At 38.2% G+C, this 16,494-nt stretch carries 10 protein-coding genes; 4 read left to right on the forward strand and 6 right to left on the reverse strand.

Going from position 1 to position 16,494, the window contains the following annotated elements; all coding sequences use genetic code 11:
- Positions 1-96: 96 nt before the first annotated feature.
- The gene (locus DS885_RS06735) at positions 97-3,408 is read right to left on the reverse strand and encodes a leucine-rich repeat domain-containing protein (protein WP_113818669.1); all 3,312 of its coding nucleotides are present in this window, start codon (positions 3,406-3,408) and stop codon (positions 97-99) included.
- A gap of 184 nt (positions 3,409-3,592) precedes the next feature.
- Here DS885_RS06735 and DS885_RS06740 point away from each other — a divergent pair, with 184 nt between their 5' ends.
- On the forward strand, positions 3,593-4,669 hold the full coding sequence (locus DS885_RS06740) for a helix-turn-helix transcriptional regulator (protein ID WP_181817714.1): 1,077 nt from the start codon (positions 3,593-3,595) through the stop codon (positions 4,667-4,669).
- 122 nt (positions 4,670-4,791) lie between these two features.
- On the opposite strand, the gene carB is transcribed toward DS885_RS06740, so the two are convergent.
- Together carB and carA are read right to left on the reverse strand one after the other, a co-directional pair.
- Entirely contained in the window at positions 4,792-8,022 is a 3,231-nt protein-coding gene (gene carB / locus DS885_RS06745) for a carbamoyl-phosphate synthase large subunit (RefSeq protein ID WP_113818671.1), read from the reverse strand.
- A gap of 68 nt (positions 8,023-8,090) precedes the next feature.
- Complete coding sequence (gene carA / locus DS885_RS06750; RefSeq protein WP_220149659.1) at positions 8,091-9,239, reverse strand: glutamine-hydrolyzing carbamoyl-phosphate synthase small subunit; 1,149 nt, start codon at positions 9,237-9,239, stop codon at positions 8,091-8,093.
- Between the two features lie 558 nt (positions 9,240-9,797).
- Between carA and DS885_RS06755 the strand changes: the two genes are divergently transcribed.
- Positions 9,798-11,255 carry an aminoacyl-histidine dipeptidase gene (locus tag DS885_RS06755; RefSeq protein ID WP_113818673.1) on the forward strand — a complete coding sequence of 486 codons (1,458 nt, stop codon included), beginning with the start codon at positions 9,798-9,800 and terminating at the stop codon, positions 11,253-11,255.
- Positions 11,256-12,169: 914 nt separating this feature from the next.
- Here DS885_RS06755 and DS885_RS06760 read toward each other — a convergent pair.
- Positions 12,170-13,126, reverse strand: coding sequence for a S49 family peptidase (locus DS885_RS06760; protein WP_113818674.1), 957 nt, complete (start codon positions 13,124-13,126; stop codon positions 12,170-12,172).
- A gap of 148 nt (positions 13,127-13,274) precedes the next feature.
- On the opposite strand from DS885_RS06760, the gene DS885_RS06765 reads away from it, so the two are divergent.
- Together DS885_RS06765 and DS885_RS06770 are read left to right on the forward strand one after the other, a co-directional pair.
- Complete coding sequence (locus DS885_RS06765) at positions 13,275-14,219, forward strand: tetratricopeptide repeat protein (protein WP_181817715.1); 945 nt, start codon at positions 13,275-13,277, stop codon at positions 14,217-14,219.
- 115 nt (positions 14,220-14,334) lie between these two features.
- Positions 14,335-15,126: a class I SAM-dependent methyltransferase gene (locus tag DS885_RS06770; protein ID WP_113818675.1), complete on the forward strand. Its 792-nt coding sequence runs from the start codon at positions 14,335-14,337 to the stop codon at positions 15,124-15,126.
- Positions 15,127-15,605: 479 nt separating this feature from the next.
- Here DS885_RS06770 and DS885_RS06775 read toward each other — a convergent pair whose 3' ends face one another.
- Both DS885_RS06775 and DS885_RS06780 read right to left on the reverse strand, forming a co-directional pair.
- On the reverse strand, positions 15,606-15,902 hold the full coding sequence (locus DS885_RS06775) for a DUF1244 domain-containing protein (protein WP_113818676.1): 297 nt from the start codon (positions 15,900-15,902) through the stop codon (positions 15,606-15,608).
- A 151-nt stretch (positions 15,903-16,053) separates the two neighbouring features.
- The coding region (locus tag DS885_RS06780) for an alanine:cation symporter family protein (RefSeq protein ID WP_147232333.1) at positions 16,054-16,494 on the reverse strand (441 nt) is incomplete at its 5' end.

Consider the following 16,494-nt stretch of genomic DNA (forward strand, 5'->3'; position numbering starts at 1 on the left):
ACATCGTTTGAGCAGCCCCAAAAAATACAGGCTCTCTAAAAAATAGATACTGTTGTCATCAAGTGAGACAGCAACAATATCTATTAATGGTTTTATTTACCAATCAATACCTAAATAAATAGCATCATAAGCAGCATCATCTTCTGCTTCATCTGCTGAACCAAATTGATCAATACCTATTTCTACTTTAATTGATAGATAATCGTTACTAGGAATTATCGATAATGGTATCGTTAAAGTAACAGTATCATCTAGGATCGTATATTCATAAACATTACTATCTACCTCACTCCCCTGAGTATATTCTCCATTTTCCCAAATATCTTGGTCTAACCATGCTTCGCCAGATTTGCTAAAACCAAAGTCAAAATATTGGTTTATTCCGATCCAAAATACATTATTATAATTGTCCGGAGCAGATGAATTAAGCGCAGTTAAAATATTACCAGCGGCGTTGACTGTAATAATAAGGTTATCACCATCTTCTATTGCAGTAACACTTTCTAATTCAAAACCTGAATACCCTGAATTAGTAGAATCGTTACTACTATCTACTATTGTAATTCCGTCTGATAATCCTGAATATAACGTAGCTTTAAATGCAGATAAGTTAGTGTACAAAATTATTTTTTCATCTGTTTGGTCGTCTAAATTTGTTAATGTTGTATTGTAGGCATTATCATTTTCTGTATCGATTGATAACTCCTGGTCATCACCGATCATTAAATTGCCGCTATCTATAGTAAGTGTAAGAGGCTCCTCATTTGATTCTTCTGAATTGATAAGGCTAGTTGCCATTAAACTGGTTCCATCTTCGTTAAAAACCAATTCAAAAAAGTCACTGGTATACCAAGTTTGTCCACTAATGAGTTCAGTGGTAAACAATACTGTATCGGCTTCTTCATCCTCACAATCAGTACTAGAATATAGTACTAAATCACTGCAATATACCACTTCACCATCAATAATCAGGTTATCAATTTCTAAATCTTCAAGCTCAGTAAGCTGTTGAATATCGGAATTAAATTCAGTTAATGACATATCACTAATAGACGAATCGCTTAATTTTAAACGTTTCAAGCTAGTAAAATCGATTATGTTAAAATGACTAATATTACCATTCTCTAAATAGAGTCTTTCAAGCTTTCCTGGCGTAAGGTTGTCATCGATGTTACTAAGATCAAAATCAATCTTTTTCTCTTGATCAGTAATATAGGTGCCTATAGATAACCTGATTAAATTAGGAGTATTAAGATTATCAAAAAGGTTTGAATAATTGCTAAAATTGATATCCCTTAAACGTAAAACCTCTAAATTACTCCCTACATTTGTAGCAATATTTAAAAGATCGTCGTCACTTAAGGTTGTTTGAGAAAGACCTAACTGAGTTAGTTGTGATAGATTCAACCCTGCGGTTATCATGTCGTCAAGGTTAAATTCTACTAAAGCCGCTACTTGCTCTTCATAGGAAGAAGCATTACTCGTAGTATTATTCCAACTAAGATCTAACTTTTCGAGGTGTTGCCAAGTATTCATGCTTAATGAACTTAAATCATCAACGGTTGCAGAATCTGAAATGACTAACCTTTCTAAATTAGGCATATCAATAATCGCGCTAACCCCCTCATTCGTTAGATCTACACCATAAAGCTCTAATCGAGTCATACTTGATTTATCATCTAGCCCGTTAATCATGGCAGCTAAATCAAATGCATTGTTTGGTGGTAAATCACCATACTCAGTTAAATTTAAACGTGTTAATGAAGGCATAGTTAAAATAGGCTCGTAGCTTATTAAATTAAGATCATCATTTGTATCATTATCAAATTGATCTTGTATTTGTAAGTATCTAAGATGTGTGAAATTATTGAGTGGCGATATATCTGTGATGTGATTATTACCAGCAAACAGTTTTTCAAGTAATTCAAACTGCTCTATTCCAGATAAAGAATCAATGCCTATGTCATATAAGTCAATCGTACTAACCTGCTCGGCGACATCGTATTCTAATGCACTAAAGTAACTACTTAGGCTTGAATCTGTCATATTGCTCAGGTCAATATTAGTACCAGTCGTCGAATTACTGCTAATAAACGTTTTAGCTGTTGTTTTATCGAAGAAAAAATAACTTGCATAAGAATCATCACAGAGAACATCATTAGTGATATCACCTGAGTAACACACTTTAAAATAATCGTTTGTTGATTCAATCAACTTATAACGAGAACCGTAGTCAGGAATTACTAATGAGCCATCAGTTATCGTCCAACTTGTAGCATCAACAAAGTAATCATCATTTTCATCAAGGTAGCCATAACCAAACTCGAGGTTTTCATTAGATGAATGAAACAAATAGGTATTGATATTGTAGTAAACGCCACTATCAGCTTCTTTTAAATAAACATTGTAAAGTCGTTTATTTTCGAACGACGCATACTCGAATCCAGCTTCATCAACATCAATAACCCCATCACCATTAGCATCAGGATCTTCATTGTCGCCTACACCATCATTATCTGTATCAACTGTTTCAGTTGCGTTATATGGGAAGTCGTCTTCATTATCGCCTACACTATCATTATCACTATCTGCGGTTTCAGACACATCATTAGGAAATGCATCTAATATATTGATAATTCCATCGCCATCTTTATCTGCACCATTAGCATCGGGGTCGTAATCAACATCATCGGTACCGACAATATCAATAGTCGTTAGCTGGTTCTCATCGTTAACCAATAGTTGATCTGCTTCTATAGACTGTAAACTTATCAATGTGCTTTCTGTTAAAACCTCATCAATATTACTTGTACCATCTGAGAGTGCCGCCATATTTTCTTCTGAGTCTGGAATAACTCCTAACAATATAAGTGATTTTGCTTTTGCTGCAACGGCACCTTGCTCTGTATCTAGGTAATCATTCAATATTGCCATTTCTTCAATATTTAACTCACTAGATAATTCAGTAAGGGCTTCTTGTTGTGTCTGCCCATTTTTCATTTTGATATCAACCAGTGTAGATAATGGAGTAATGATCTGTTGCCCTGCCGGAGCAGATAAAATAAATGATGATGTAGTTAAACTACCTGATGGATTGCTAGTGGTTATTGTGTCTTCATCAATAGTTTGTCTAGCAATAGCTTTAACGACTACCGAATACTGCTCAGGGTTTTCAATACCGGTTACATCAAGTTCGGCATTACCACCTTCACCTGTAGTAGTACTAGGCTCTTCATCATCTAATTGATAGTTACTATTAATATCTAACCAAACTTGTGCATTTCGTAAATACCCATCAATTGCTGTAACGCTATAGGTTGAGGTATTGCTGCTGTCATCTCCACCACCTCCGCCACAACCAGTAAGTGGAATAATTCCGAATGCTAATATCAGTGGATTAAGTTTCATAAATAAGTCCTTTTATTCTGTTTAACGTAGCCAAAAGTACAAATAATAGACGTTTTGTGTATAATATTTACACAACCAAAACATATTACATATCAATTGCCAGATCTATCCTCATTTGTGGACTGAATTAATCTTTTAATTACATTAAGTTTTATATTAATTGATGTTAATAAAGGAGTTGTACATGGAAGACAGCAACTTAGAGCATTTAGTAAAGCAGCTTTACAGTGCGTTAATACAACCAGCTGGTTTTATAGATTTTTTACTGGATTTTAATCGTACTTTATCTATGTGTTTAAGTAGCATTGAGGTGTTTAGCAAGAAAAATTCATCAGATGATATTTGTTGGAGAGTAAAGGAAAGCGTACCTTCAACGAACTTAATCATCAGTTCTCCAACTAAAAGAAGAGAGCTCATTTCTTCTCTATCGAAGATACCTATAGGTGAGAGCGTTAAGGATCAGTGCTTAGCAAACGAAAAAGTCACTACAAAAGATAATGGTTTGGTAACGACAATTGTTTTAATCAATGATAATGAATGGGTTTGCCAACTTTTTTTTCTTCACAATGAAGTGGAAGAGGATTTTCTATTTAATAAGCCATTATTACGCCAAATGTTACCCCATTTAAAACACTCATTAGAGCTATTTTTAATCCAAAAAAAACATAATAAAACCTCATTACTACAAGATTCATTTCTACAACAAATGTTTATTCCAATTGTGTTACTTGATAGTAGAGGTGGAATCCATTGTTGCAATCATCATGCACAGCTCATTTTAGATAAGTACAAGACATTAAAAGAATTAGACAAGAAAACAGGGATATCAAACAAAAAAACGAGCCATCAATTAGCGAAAGTGATAAAAGAGTGTTCAACAGAAGGCGAAATACATATTTTACCGCTTAAAATGGAAGACAATACTGAATTAACATTAGCCTTTATCCCTTTCATTCAAAAAAATTTAAATACAAACACGGGCATTGCAGTCTTTATTTATAGTGAAAACAAAATCGTTGTTGATCGAGATATTTTATGTAAATTGTATAATTTAACTATTAAAGAAAGTTTAGTTTGTGATGGGTTAATCTCTGGCAAGTCACTGACAGAAATAGCAAATAATACATATTTAAGTTATCAAACAGTACGCACCTATATTAAACGGATAATGGCAAAAACCTCTACACACAGACAAACTGAGTTAATCGTTAAAATATTACGTAGCCCTGCTTGCCACTTGATTGATACAGCAAATAAATAGCTATCATTAGTATATTAAAACCATGTTATAACAATTATATTTTTTATTTAAAGCATAAAAAAGCCACTCAAAGAGTGGCTTTCTATTACTACTTAACTAACTATTAATGTTCAATTTAATGATTAACCATTAACACGCTTGTGTAGTTCTTGTACTGAGCTTACTGTTGCTTCTTCTGCTGTTGGGTCAGCAGTGTGAGCGCGACAGGTTGCAAATGCACCGTTTAGCGTGGTTGTGTAGTTTACTTTGTAACGTAACGCTGCACGACGTAGCTGACGTGAATCTTCAATTGATAAACGCCCTTCTGTGGTGTTTACAATGTATTTGTATTCACTGTTTTTAACACGGTCTAGAATGTGCGGACGGCCTTCGTGAACCTTATTTACAAGGCGAGCTTCAATACCAGACTCTTGTAAGATAATCATAGTGCCGTGTGTTGCGTCTAGTTCAAAACCTAAGTCCAACATTTGTTGTGCTAATTTAGCAACACGCTTTTTATCACTGTTACGCACAGAGATTAATGCGCGACCAATTTCAGGCACTTCTTTAGTCGAACCTAATTCTGCTTTTGCATAAGCTTCAGCAAAGGTAACGCCAGCGCCCATTACTTCACCCGTTGAACGCATTTCAGGACCTAAGATTGGGTCAGATCCTGGGAATTTGTTAAACGGTAATACGACCTCTTTAACAGAGTAGTATGGTGGAATAACTTCTTCAGTCACACCTAGTTCTTTCAGTGTTTTACCTGCCATAACGCTTGCGCCAATTTTAGCAATTGGCACACTTGTCGCTTTAGAAACAAACGGAACTGTACGTGCAGCACGTGGATTTACTTCAATCATGTAAATCTCGTTATCTTTTACCGCTAGCTGTGTATTCATCAAACCAACTACACCGAGTTCCAATGCTAATGCTTTGATGTAACCACGCATTTCATCTTGGATTTCTGCGCTCAGTGTATAAGCTGGTAATGAACATGCAGAATCACCAGAGTGAACACCCGCTTGCTCAATGTGCTCCATGATGCCACCGATAACTACATCAGTACCATCACAGATTGCATCAATATCTACTTCAACAGCATCGTCTAAGAAACGGTCAAGTAATACTGGTGATTCATTAGAAACACTGACCGCTTCTTTAAAGTAGCGACGTAAGTCTTGCTCGTCGTATACGATTTCCATCGCACGACCACCTAGTACATAAGAAGGACGTACAACTAATGGGTAACCAATGCGCTTAGCAGATTCAACCGCTTGCTCAAGTGTGGTAACTGTATCGTTTTCAGGCTGTTTAAGACCTAAACGCTCAACCACTTGTTGGAAACGTTCACGGTCTTCTGCGCGGTCAATTGCTTCTGGTGAAGTACCGATGATTGGTACGCCAGCCGCTTCAAGTGCACGTGCTAATTTAAGTGGTGTTTGACCACCGTATTGCACGATAACACCTTTAGGGTTTTCAACACGTACGATTTCAAGCACATCTTCCAATGTGATTGACTCAAAGTATAAACGGTCTGAAGTATCGTAGTCAGTTGAAACCGTTTCAGGGTTACAGTTAACCATGATAGTTTCGTAGCCGTCTGCACGCATGGCCATAGCCGCATGTACACAACAGTAATCGAACTCAATACCTTGACCAATACGGTTAGGACCACCACCGATGATCATGATTTTTTCATTATCACTTGGGTTTGCTTCACACTCTTCATCGTAAGTTGAGTACATGTAAGCCGTGTCAGATGAGAACTCTGCAGCACAAGTATCTACACGTTTGTAAACTGGGTGTAGTGCAAATTTTTCACGTAGTTTACGTACTTCAGTTTCTGAAGAGCCAATCACAGAAGCGATACGGCTATCAGCAAAACCTTTACGTTTTAGTTTACGTAGCGAATCAGCATCTAGTGAGCGTAAACCGCCTTCTGCTAGTTTTTTCTCTTCTAAGATAAGATCTTCGATTTGAACTAGGAACCAGTTGTCAATTTTAGTGATGTTATGCACTTCTTCCATGGTCATACCCAGGCGGAATGCATCACCGATGTACCAAATACGCTCAGCGCCAGCTTCACGTAATTCGTATAATACTTTTTCTTTTGCGTCAGCAGCGTTTAAGTCAACCATTGGGCTGAAGCCATCTGCACCAACTTCTAAACCACGTAGAGCTTTTTGCATTGATTCTTGTTGGTTACGACCAATCGCCATCACTTCACCAACTGATTTCATTTGCGTCGTTAAACGATCATTTGAGTTAGCAAATTTTTCAAAGTTAAAGCGTGGGATCTTAGTAACAACATAATCGATCGTTGGTTCAAATGATGCTGGTGTTTTGCCGCCAGTGATATCATTTTGTAATTCGTCAAGCGTGTAACCAATCGCCAGTTTTGCAGCGATTTTAGCAATTGGGAAACCCGTTGCTTTAGACGCCAGTGCAGATGAACGTGATACACGTGGGTTCATCTCGATTAATACCATACGGCCGTCTTCTGGATTAATACCAAACTGTACGTTTGAACCACCTGTTTCAACACCGATTTCACGTAATACTGCTAAAGAAGCGTTACGCATTAATTGGTATTCTTTATCTGTTAAGGTTTGTGCTGGTGCAACTGTGATTGAGTCGCCCGTATGAATACCCATTGGGTCGAAGTTTTCAATGGCACATACAATGATACAGTTATCATTTTTGTCGCGAACCACTTCCATTTCATACTCTTTCCAACCGATTAATGATTCATCAATCAATAATTCGTTTGTTGGTGAAAGGTCTAAACCATTTGAACAAATTTCGTCAAACTCTTCTTGGTTGTATGCAATACCACCGCCTGTTCCACCCATGGTGAAAGAGGGACGAATAATACAAGGGAAGCCAACCATCTCTAATACGCCGTAAGCTTCTTCCATTGTGTGTGCGATACCGGCACGTGGACATTCAAGTCCAATTTTCTTCATTGCAGCGTCAAAACGGCTACGGTCTTCTGCTTTATCAATGGCATCAGCCGTTGCACCAATCATCTCAACGTTGTATTTTGCTAGCACGCCTTTTTCTTCAAGCTCTAGTGCACAGTTAAGCGCCGTTTGGCCACCCATCGTTGGTAAAACTGCACATGGGCGTTCTTTAGCTATAATTTTCTCAACCACTTCCCAGTGAATTGGTTCGATGTAAGTAGCATCGGCCATTTCTGGGTCAGTCATAATGGTTGCAGGGTTAGAGTTTACAAGTACTACACGGTAGCCTTCTTCTCTTAGTGCTTTACATGCTTGTGCACCAGAGTAGTCAAATTCACAAGCTTGGCCGATAACAATCGGGCCTGCACCAATGATAAGGATGGTTTTTAAGTCATTACGTTTTGGCATCTGAAATTACCTTTTTATATCTATTCAATGTGTTCGAAAGCCTTCGAACACAAGGTTATCCGGTTCAACTAAGCGTTTTTGTACTGTTCAATCAATTCAATGAAGTGATCAAATAGTGGTGCTGCATCATGTGGACCTGGGCTAGCTTCAGGGTGACCTTGGAAACTAAATGCCGCTTTATCAGTACGATGAATACCTTGTAAAGAACCATCAAACAATGAAACATGCGTTGCACGTAAGTTAGCAGGTAGTGTTGCTTCGTCTGCTGCAAAACCGTGGTTTTGGCTAGTGATCATCACTACATCACGCTCAATGTCTTTCACCGGGTGGTTAGCACCGTGGTGGCCGAACTTCATTTTCACTGTTTTTGCACCACTTGCTAATGCAAGTAACTGGTGACCTAAACAGATACCAAATACTGGGATATCAGTTTTTAAAATCTCTTGAATCGCTTCAATGGCGTAAGTACATGGTTCTGGGTCACCAGGGCCATTTGAAAGGAAAATACCATCAGGGTTCATTGCTAGTACTTCAGCGGCTGGTGTTTGCGCTGGTACTACTGTTAACTTACAGTCACGGTCTGCTAACATACGTAAGATATTGCGTTTTACACCGTAATCGTAAGCAACTACGTGGTATTTGCAATCTGTCTTTGGTGCAGGTAAACCGCCAGTTAGCGTCCAACTACCTTCAGACCATTCAAATGACTCTGTTGTCGTCACCTCTTTCGCTAAATCCATACCTTTCAAACCAGGAAATGCTTTAGCTTGAGCCAATGCAGCAGCTTCATCAATGTTTTCACCAGCGATAATACAACCCGCTTGTGCACCTTTCTCACGTAAAATACGTGTTAGCTTACGCGTATCAATATCAGCAATACCAACAACATTACGTGATGCTAAGTATTCGCTTAAAGAGGCTTGATTTCGGAAATTGCTTGCTAGGAGAGGTAAATCACGGATAACTAAACCACAAGCATGAATTGCTGGGGATTCTTCATCTTCTTGGTTGGTGCCGGTGTTGCCGATGTGGGGATAAGTGAGAGTGACGATTTGTCTTGCGTAGGATGGATCAGTTAGGATTTCTTGGTAGCCGGTCATTGACGTATTAAAAACAACCTCACCAACAGAACTCCCGTCAGCGCCTATTGATACGCCTTTAAAGACAGTCCCATCTTCCAACACCAGTATGGCAGAATGACTCAAGTTAACCTCCATAAATAAAACAAATAAATAAAAATTTATATAATCTGAGTGAGGCCATGCAGAGCATTTTTTCACCAGAAAATAGTAAAATTTGGCAAATTCCGTGCATTTTATAGATCTTCAGTCCAATTGACCAATCAAATTTTACATTTTGTTAAAAATTTATCTTATTAATTTTTACTTTAGAAGATATGACCCCCGTCACAAAAGTTACCTCGATCAAATTTCTCAAATTTAGTCAGTAAAGGGATTGGATTTATTCACTAAAGCGCGTAGCGTAACGAATAAGAAAGCAACCAACTTAAACAACAATAAAAATACAGTAACTTATTGATTTATAATTATATAAATAAATTCCACTGCGCATTATTATTTCTATTGAGTTACTTAAAGTTCGTAAATAAAGGCTCAACTTGTTTAAGTGTATTTAGGGTTTGTTTTTACACAACAACTTCTGTTTGTTTTTCATACAAATCGATTTATATAAAAAATTTGAAAATTGATAGTGTTTGAATTTTAAACCAAGCAAAACTGAGGTTATTTTCATTTTATTCGGCAAAAGGCCTGTTTATGCAACAATTACAATCACATTCAGCAGCTCCAGTTTGGTCATTCTTCGAAAATATCTGCGCAATTCCTCACCCTTCTAAGCATGAAGAGCAATTAAGAAACTGGATTATAAATTGGGCACAAGAAAATAATATTGCCTGTGTAAAAGACAAAATCGGTAATTTAATACTTAAAAAGCCCGCTTTTAAAGGATATGAAGATAAAACACCGGTTATTTTGCAATGTCACCTCGATATGGTGCCGCAAAAGAATAATGATAAAGTACATAACTTTTTAACCGACCCAATCACTCCTATTGTAGATGGTAAATGGTTACGCGCCGATCATACGACCCTAGGTGCAGATAACGGTGTTGGCATGTCATCATGCTTAGCGGTATTAGCTGATAAAAACATTGAACATGGTCCATTAGAAGTATTGATCACTACCGATGAAGAAACAGGCATGACCGGAGCCTTTGGTTTAGAAGCAGGGCAACTAGAAGGGAAAGTGTTCATCAATACCGACTCAGAGCAAGAAGGTGAACTATACGTGGGTTGCGCGGGCGGAGTGAACGTTAATATCTTGCTTCCCTTTGAAAAAATGGAAACGGATATTACTGACAGCGCTTACCAAATAACTATATCTGGTTTAAAAGGCGGACACTCAGGCGTAGACATTAACTTAGGTCGAGCGAATGCTATTAAAGAGCTTGCTAATGTATTAACTAATCTTGATGCAGCACCTTTCTTAATCTCATCACTTTCTGGCGGTAGTTTACGTAATGCTATTCCACGAGAAGCCAGCGCAGTGATCGTGTGCGATGCACAATATCAAAATAGTTTAGAAACCGTGGTCAATACATTACAGGTAAGCTTAAGAGACAAATACCGAGAAAGTGAAGATAACTTTACCGTGACACTCCAACCCTGTGACTTACCAGGTTCAGTGTTAACTCACCACTGTCACGATAACTTGCTCAATGCCCTAGCATCTTGTTCAAATGGTATTTACGCAATGGATGATAACTTTCCTAATGTAGTAGAAACCTCTAGCAACCTTGGTGTGATCACACAACAAAGTGGTTTGATGAATCAATTTGCTATTCAAGTATTAGTACGTTCGCAAATAGAAGCAGACAAACATCAGCGTGCAGATCAGATTGCAGCACACTTTAAAAAATATGACGGACGAGTTGCTAAAGAAGGTAATTATCCGGGTTGGACACCAAATCCTGATTCAGCGATTTACCAAGTGATGGAAACAGAATATACAAAACTATTCGATCACAAACCCAAGACGATGATTATTCATGCAGGTCTAGAATGCGGTTTATTCTCCGAAAACTACCCGCACTGGGACATGATCTCCTTCGGCCCAACCATCAAGTTCCCACACAGCCCAGATGAGAAAATAGAAATAGCCTCAGTAGATAACTACTGGAAACTACTAAAAGCCACATTAAAAGCCATTGAGTAATAGTTAAGTAATAAAAGTAGGATAGCGCTTCAGCCTGAAAAAACAGGCTGAAGTCAGTATAAAAGTTATTGCATAACTCTATTGAGTAAAGTGAGACATAACTCCCCATAAAATTAAACAACTTGAATAAATGAGTCGTAATTATTGGAGATAAATACAGCTTATAGTAGCGACAGCTATTAAGCGAAGCTTAATATCCGGGGCGCTGGCTTCAGCCTGCCAGTATGCGAGCCATCGCATACAACTATTTCCCTGAATACTCGAAAATCTACTTAAAGATATTCATTTATTAAACACTCAACACAAAAAATCTGCAAGCTGAAGCATGCGCCCCAAGTTCAAAAGATGTTTCGTTTAATTGAGTTTCAGTTGACTAAGTTGCTAAAAAAGGAGTCACAGAGGTCTTCATTTATTATTTAGGATAAATACCGATTAGTAGCGACAGCCTTCCGGGGCGCTGGCTTTAGTCTGCCAGTATACGGGTCATCGCATAATAGTATTAGCCATGATGAGCAAAGCAAACTAAAAAAGGAAACGCAGCTCTCTTAGTTTATAATTGATAATAAACACAAATTAGTAGCGGCAGCCATCAGACGAAGTCTGATTTCTGGGGCGCTGGCTTTAGCCTGCAGTATGCGAGTCATCGCATATTAATATTCGTTTGAATGATCAAAAATCTAATTCAAGAGACTTAACACTCAACACAAAAAAATCTGCAAGCTGAAGCATGCGCCCCAAGTTCAAAAGATGTTTCGTTTAATTGAGTTTCAGTTGACTAAGTTGCTAAAAAAGGAATCGCAGAGCTCTTCCGCTCGTAACACTAGCCTGTCGGCTAACTCGCCCCACCAACAAAAGCGCCTCTTATATCAGAGGCGTTATCAATGTAAGAAGATACTAGCTCAAAATAGCCAGTGTTATCTCAATTCCATTGACGCATTTGAGCTATTTAATAATGTAGCGACGCCCTCTCCGATCGATAAACCTAATTGCTCGGTGAAGTTTTCTAGTGGTGACGGTTTAATTGAATAATCTACAATTTCTTCCGCTTGAATCACTTCTCTTGCTACATAACCAGGGCTACCTAAACCATCAATTAGCCCCATTGCTAAGGCTTGCTCACCATTCCAGATCAACCCAGAATAAAGGTCTTTATTATCTTTAACTAGTCTGTCACCGCGGCCTTCTTCAACCACTTTAATAAATTGCTGATGCGTACTGTCCAACACACCTTGCCAAAACTCGCCCTCTTCCTCTTTAGCTGGAGAAAACGGATCCAAGAAAGCTTTATGCTCGCCTGAAGTATAATGACGACGCTCCACTCCTACTTTCTTCATTAAATCAACAAAACCAAACCCTGAAGCGGTAACACCAATCGACCCAACTAAACTAGCTTTATCGGCATAGATTTCATCAGCAGCCACCGCCATGTAATATCCACCCGATGCACCTAACTCTGCAATCACTGCATACAGTTTTTTCTCAGGGTATAAACCACGTAAACGTTTAATTTCATCATTCACATAACCCGCTTGCACAGGACTCCCGCCCGGGCTATTAATCACCATCATCACCGCTTTTGCATGCTCATCTTTAAACGCGGCTCTTAACGAACTCACAATACTGTTGGCATTGGCTTCTTCATTAGCGGCAATCACACCATTTACCACCACCATTGCAGTATGCTCTTCCTGTGTCGAAGTATTTTTATCTAACAACCCTGTACTCATAAATAGAAATAAACCTACAAACAGGTAGGTAAACGTTAATAGTTTAAAAAAGATTCCCCAACGACGGGTTCTTTTTTGCTCTTTAAAGGTTTCTTTCATGAAACCAGACAACCATTTTTCTTGATGACTTTCAGGCTCTTGCATAATTATTTCTCATGGATGGAATAAGCCCACTATTCAACCTGTAATTAATTGCAATATCAAGCAGAAATGTTAGCTTTGGTATTGTAATACTGTGCGCTTAGTTCATACTTTCACGTTCAATTTTTAGCGCGTCAAAGGACACCGGTTTATGCCAATTAAAGTTATACTATTTGCATTTTTCAGCATCATTTCATCTCTGTTATGGGCAGAAGAAGAAACTACACAGCCTGTAACAGAGCAATCTGCTACGGCAGTTGAACATGTGCAAAAATTAGAAGCTGCGGTTGAATCGGCATTAGCGGCGAGAGAAGCGCAATCAAACACACCAATCTTCGCTGAAAAAGCCTTAGTTGAGCGTTATGTCTTAGATGAGCTAAAAGTTTTACGCCACGATCTACAAGATCTAGAGCGCAGCCTTACTGTGCAAATCACTGATCGTGAATTAGACGTTGCAGACAAATCATTAAGTTACGCAGAGCAAACCGTGAACTTCTTCTTCTACGTGATTGCCGGCGTAGCGTCATTAGTTGCCCTATTTGGTTGGAAGTCATTGCATGAAATTCGTGTGAACACCACCAAAAAAGCCAATGCTGAAATTAAAATGATTGCACAATCCTATGAAGAGAAATTTAAAACCTTAGAAAAAGATTTACGAAGAAAAACCTTACGTATTGCCGATAACCATATTGAAATCGAAAAGATTAACGAAATTCATAACCTTTGGTTACGTGCGCAAAAAGGTCAAACGCCAGAGCAAAAAATGGCTGCCTATGATGCTATCTTAAAAATCCGACCAGGTGACTTAGAAGCATTAACCTCTAAAGCCGATGCTGCAATGGAATTAAAAGAGTTCCACTGGGCATTGAGTATTTGTAACCGCGTATTAGACATGGACGATACCAATCAAGATGCTTTCTACCAACGCGCCTGTGCTTATGCCTGTTTAGGGGTAGAAGATCAAGCAATTAGCGATTTAGAGAAAGCCATTGAAGGTCGTTCTGCATTAAGAGAATTAGCGGCAGATGAAGACGATTTTGAAAACTTACAAGGCAATGAAGCTTTCGATGCATTATTAACCTCATCAGATAGTTAACTTCGCCTTTCCTATTGAGCCTAATAAGTTTTAGGCTCTTTTTCTTCGTAAAAATAACACAACATTCCCCTCCTCTTTGCTATACTGCGCGCGATTTTTAATACAGGAACAGATAATGATCATTGATAAAACATGGCGAGTATTAACAGTTGGAGACGGCGATCTGTCTTTTTCTGCTTCTTTATTAACTCACCACCAGCCAGCAAGTTTAACCGCAACCGTATTAGATACGAGTGACGTGTTATTAGGCAAATATGCACACAATGATTACCAAACATTATTAGATCAGCAATGTCCTGTCTTATGTGAGTTCGACGTCACCGATCCTAATGCTTGGTCAACATTAGAAAAGCATAGTTTTGATTTAGTGATCTTTCAGTTCCCGCTGATCCCAGCCTTTAAATCACATCAAGAGTTTCAAGAAAAGTGCAAAGAAGTACATATCAATACGCTAAACCGTCAGCTATTGCGTCACTTTTTAGTTAACTCATTTGAGCACTTTTTAGATCCAAATGGCGCGCGCTTGTGTTACATCACCTCAAAAGATGTGAAGCCTTATAAAGAGTGGAACATTGAGAATGCGTTACACAGAAACACTGATATTGATTACCTAGGCTGGCACGATTTTAATATTGATGCTTTCCCCGGTTACAAAGTACGAAATGTCGACCGCGATAAACATGTTAAAGACACCAAAGGCATTACCTACGTATGGAGTGACAACTCCGCGCATGCCATCAAATCACAATTGAATGAATCGTTATATAAAGATGAAGCCTACTGTGAGTTATGCGCTACCGGCCCTTATAACAACGATCAAGACAAAATAAAGCACCAAAGTACCAAAAAGCACCTTAACATGCTCAACTACGAAGCCATGTGGCAATTGATATTAGATAGAGAGTAAAAAATTAGTAGCGACAGCGATTAAGCAAAGCTTAATATTAGAGGCGAATGCTTTAGCCAGCCAGTATGCGAGTTATCGCATACTAGTATTAGCCGCAATGAGAAAAACGAACTAAGCATCCCATTCAAAAAATTAAATACAAAAACTGCAGGCTAAAAAACGCAGATCTCTTAGTTTATTATTGATAATAAATACCGATTCGTAGCGACAGCGATTAGACGAAGTCGATTTCAGGGGCGCTGGCTTTAGCCTGCCAGTATGCGAGTCATCGCATATGAGTATTAGCCACAATGAGCAAAGCGAACTAAGCACTCCATTCAAAAAATCATAAAATTCTTCGAGATAAATAAGTAAACAAGAGTTAATTGCGGCAGCTATTAAGCAAAGCTTAATATTAGAGGCGCATTCTTTGATCTGCCAGTATGCGAGTTATCGCATACTAGTATTAGTCCCAAAAGTACTTCACCATCTAATTTAAACTACTTTTTCGCTTTTAACGCTTCAAACTTCGCCATCTGTTCCGGTGTCGCTGGTAACTGATGATTCGCCTTCCATTCGCTGTATGGCATACCGTAGATATGTTCACGGGCTTGCTCGTCTGTCATCTCAATATTACGCTCTTGAGCTTCAGCTAACATCCATTTTGATAAACAGTTACGGCAAAAGTCAGCAGTGTTCATTAACTCAATATTTTGCACATCTTTACGGCTATCTAAATGCTTTAATAAACGACGAAATGCCGCTGCTTCTAATTCTACTTGTTGTGCGTTATCCATTTTTAGCTACCTTAATTAACGTTGAATCTATACTTCACAATATAACTGCAAATGCAGTTACGATAAAACAAAAAACGCCATTTAGTGATAAAACTAAATGGCGTTTATAGAAAAATAACAACTTAACTCAATCAGTTCATTGAACTAATGTTTATTTTTTAGCTTTCTCTTTTTCTAATCTATTTTCCCAGAATGTCGCTTTCTTGATACCTAATTTAACCGGATCAAAAGAGTAAGACTCTGGTTTTGTTTTACGTTGCTGCTCATAATCTTTTAATGCCTTGATAGCGGGTTTACCCATAAAGAAGATAAGTAAAATACCCACAATGTTTAACCAAGCCATTAAGCCAACACCCACATCGCCTAAACCCCATGCTAGGTTAGCAGTTTTCACTGTACCGTAGAAAGCAGCAGCGATAAGCACGATTTTTAATAGGAAAGTGAAATCAGGTAATTTAAGCGTACGACGTAAGTAAGCTACGTTAGTTTCAGCAATGTAGTAATAAGCTAAAATAGTCGTGAACGAGAAGAAGAACAAGGCTAATGCGATGAATGGTTTACCAATACCAGGTAATACTTTATCAACGGCTAA

The sequence above is a fragment of the Psychromonas sp. B3M02 genome (assembly GCF_003318165.1).
Classification (GTDB): Bacteria; Pseudomonadota; Gammaproteobacteria; order Enterobacterales; family Psychromonadaceae; genus Psychromonas.

What these genes read in the sequence shown, in the direction of transcription:
- DS885_RS06735 (WP_113818669.1), bottom strand. Translation starts at nt 3,408, where the DNA reads ATGAAACTTAATCCACTGATATTAGCATTCGGAATTATTCCACTTACT.
- DS885_RS06740 (WP_181817714.1), top strand. Translation starts at nt 3,593, where the DNA reads ATGGAAGACAGCAACTTAGAGCATTTAGTAAAGCAGCTTTACAGTGCG.
- carB (WP_113818671.1), bottom strand. Translation starts at nt 8,022, where the DNA reads ATGCCAAAACGTAATGACTTAAAAACCATCCTTATCATTGGTGCAGGC.
- carA (WP_220149659.1), bottom strand. Translation starts at nt 9,239, where the DNA reads ATGGAGGTTAACTTGAGTCATTCTGCCATACTGGTGTTGGAAGATGGG.
- DS885_RS06755 (WP_113818673.1), top strand. Translation starts at nt 9,798, where the DNA reads ATGCAACAATTACAATCACATTCAGCAGCTCCAGTTTGGTCATTCTTC.
- DS885_RS06760 (WP_113818674.1), bottom strand. Translation starts at nt 13,126, where the DNA reads ATGCAAGAGCCTGAAAGTCATCAAGAAAAATGGTTGTCTGGTTTCATG.
- DS885_RS06765 (WP_181817715.1), top strand. Translation starts at nt 13,275, where the DNA reads ATGCCAATTAAAGTTATACTATTTGCATTTTTCAGCATCATTTCATCT.
- DS885_RS06770 (WP_113818675.1), top strand. Translation starts at nt 14,335, where the DNA reads ATGATCATTGATAAAACATGGCGAGTATTAACAGTTGGAGACGGCGAT.
- DS885_RS06775 (WP_113818676.1), bottom strand. Translation starts at nt 15,902, where the DNA reads ATGGATAACGCACAACAAGTAGAATTAGAAGCAGCGGCATTTCGTCGT.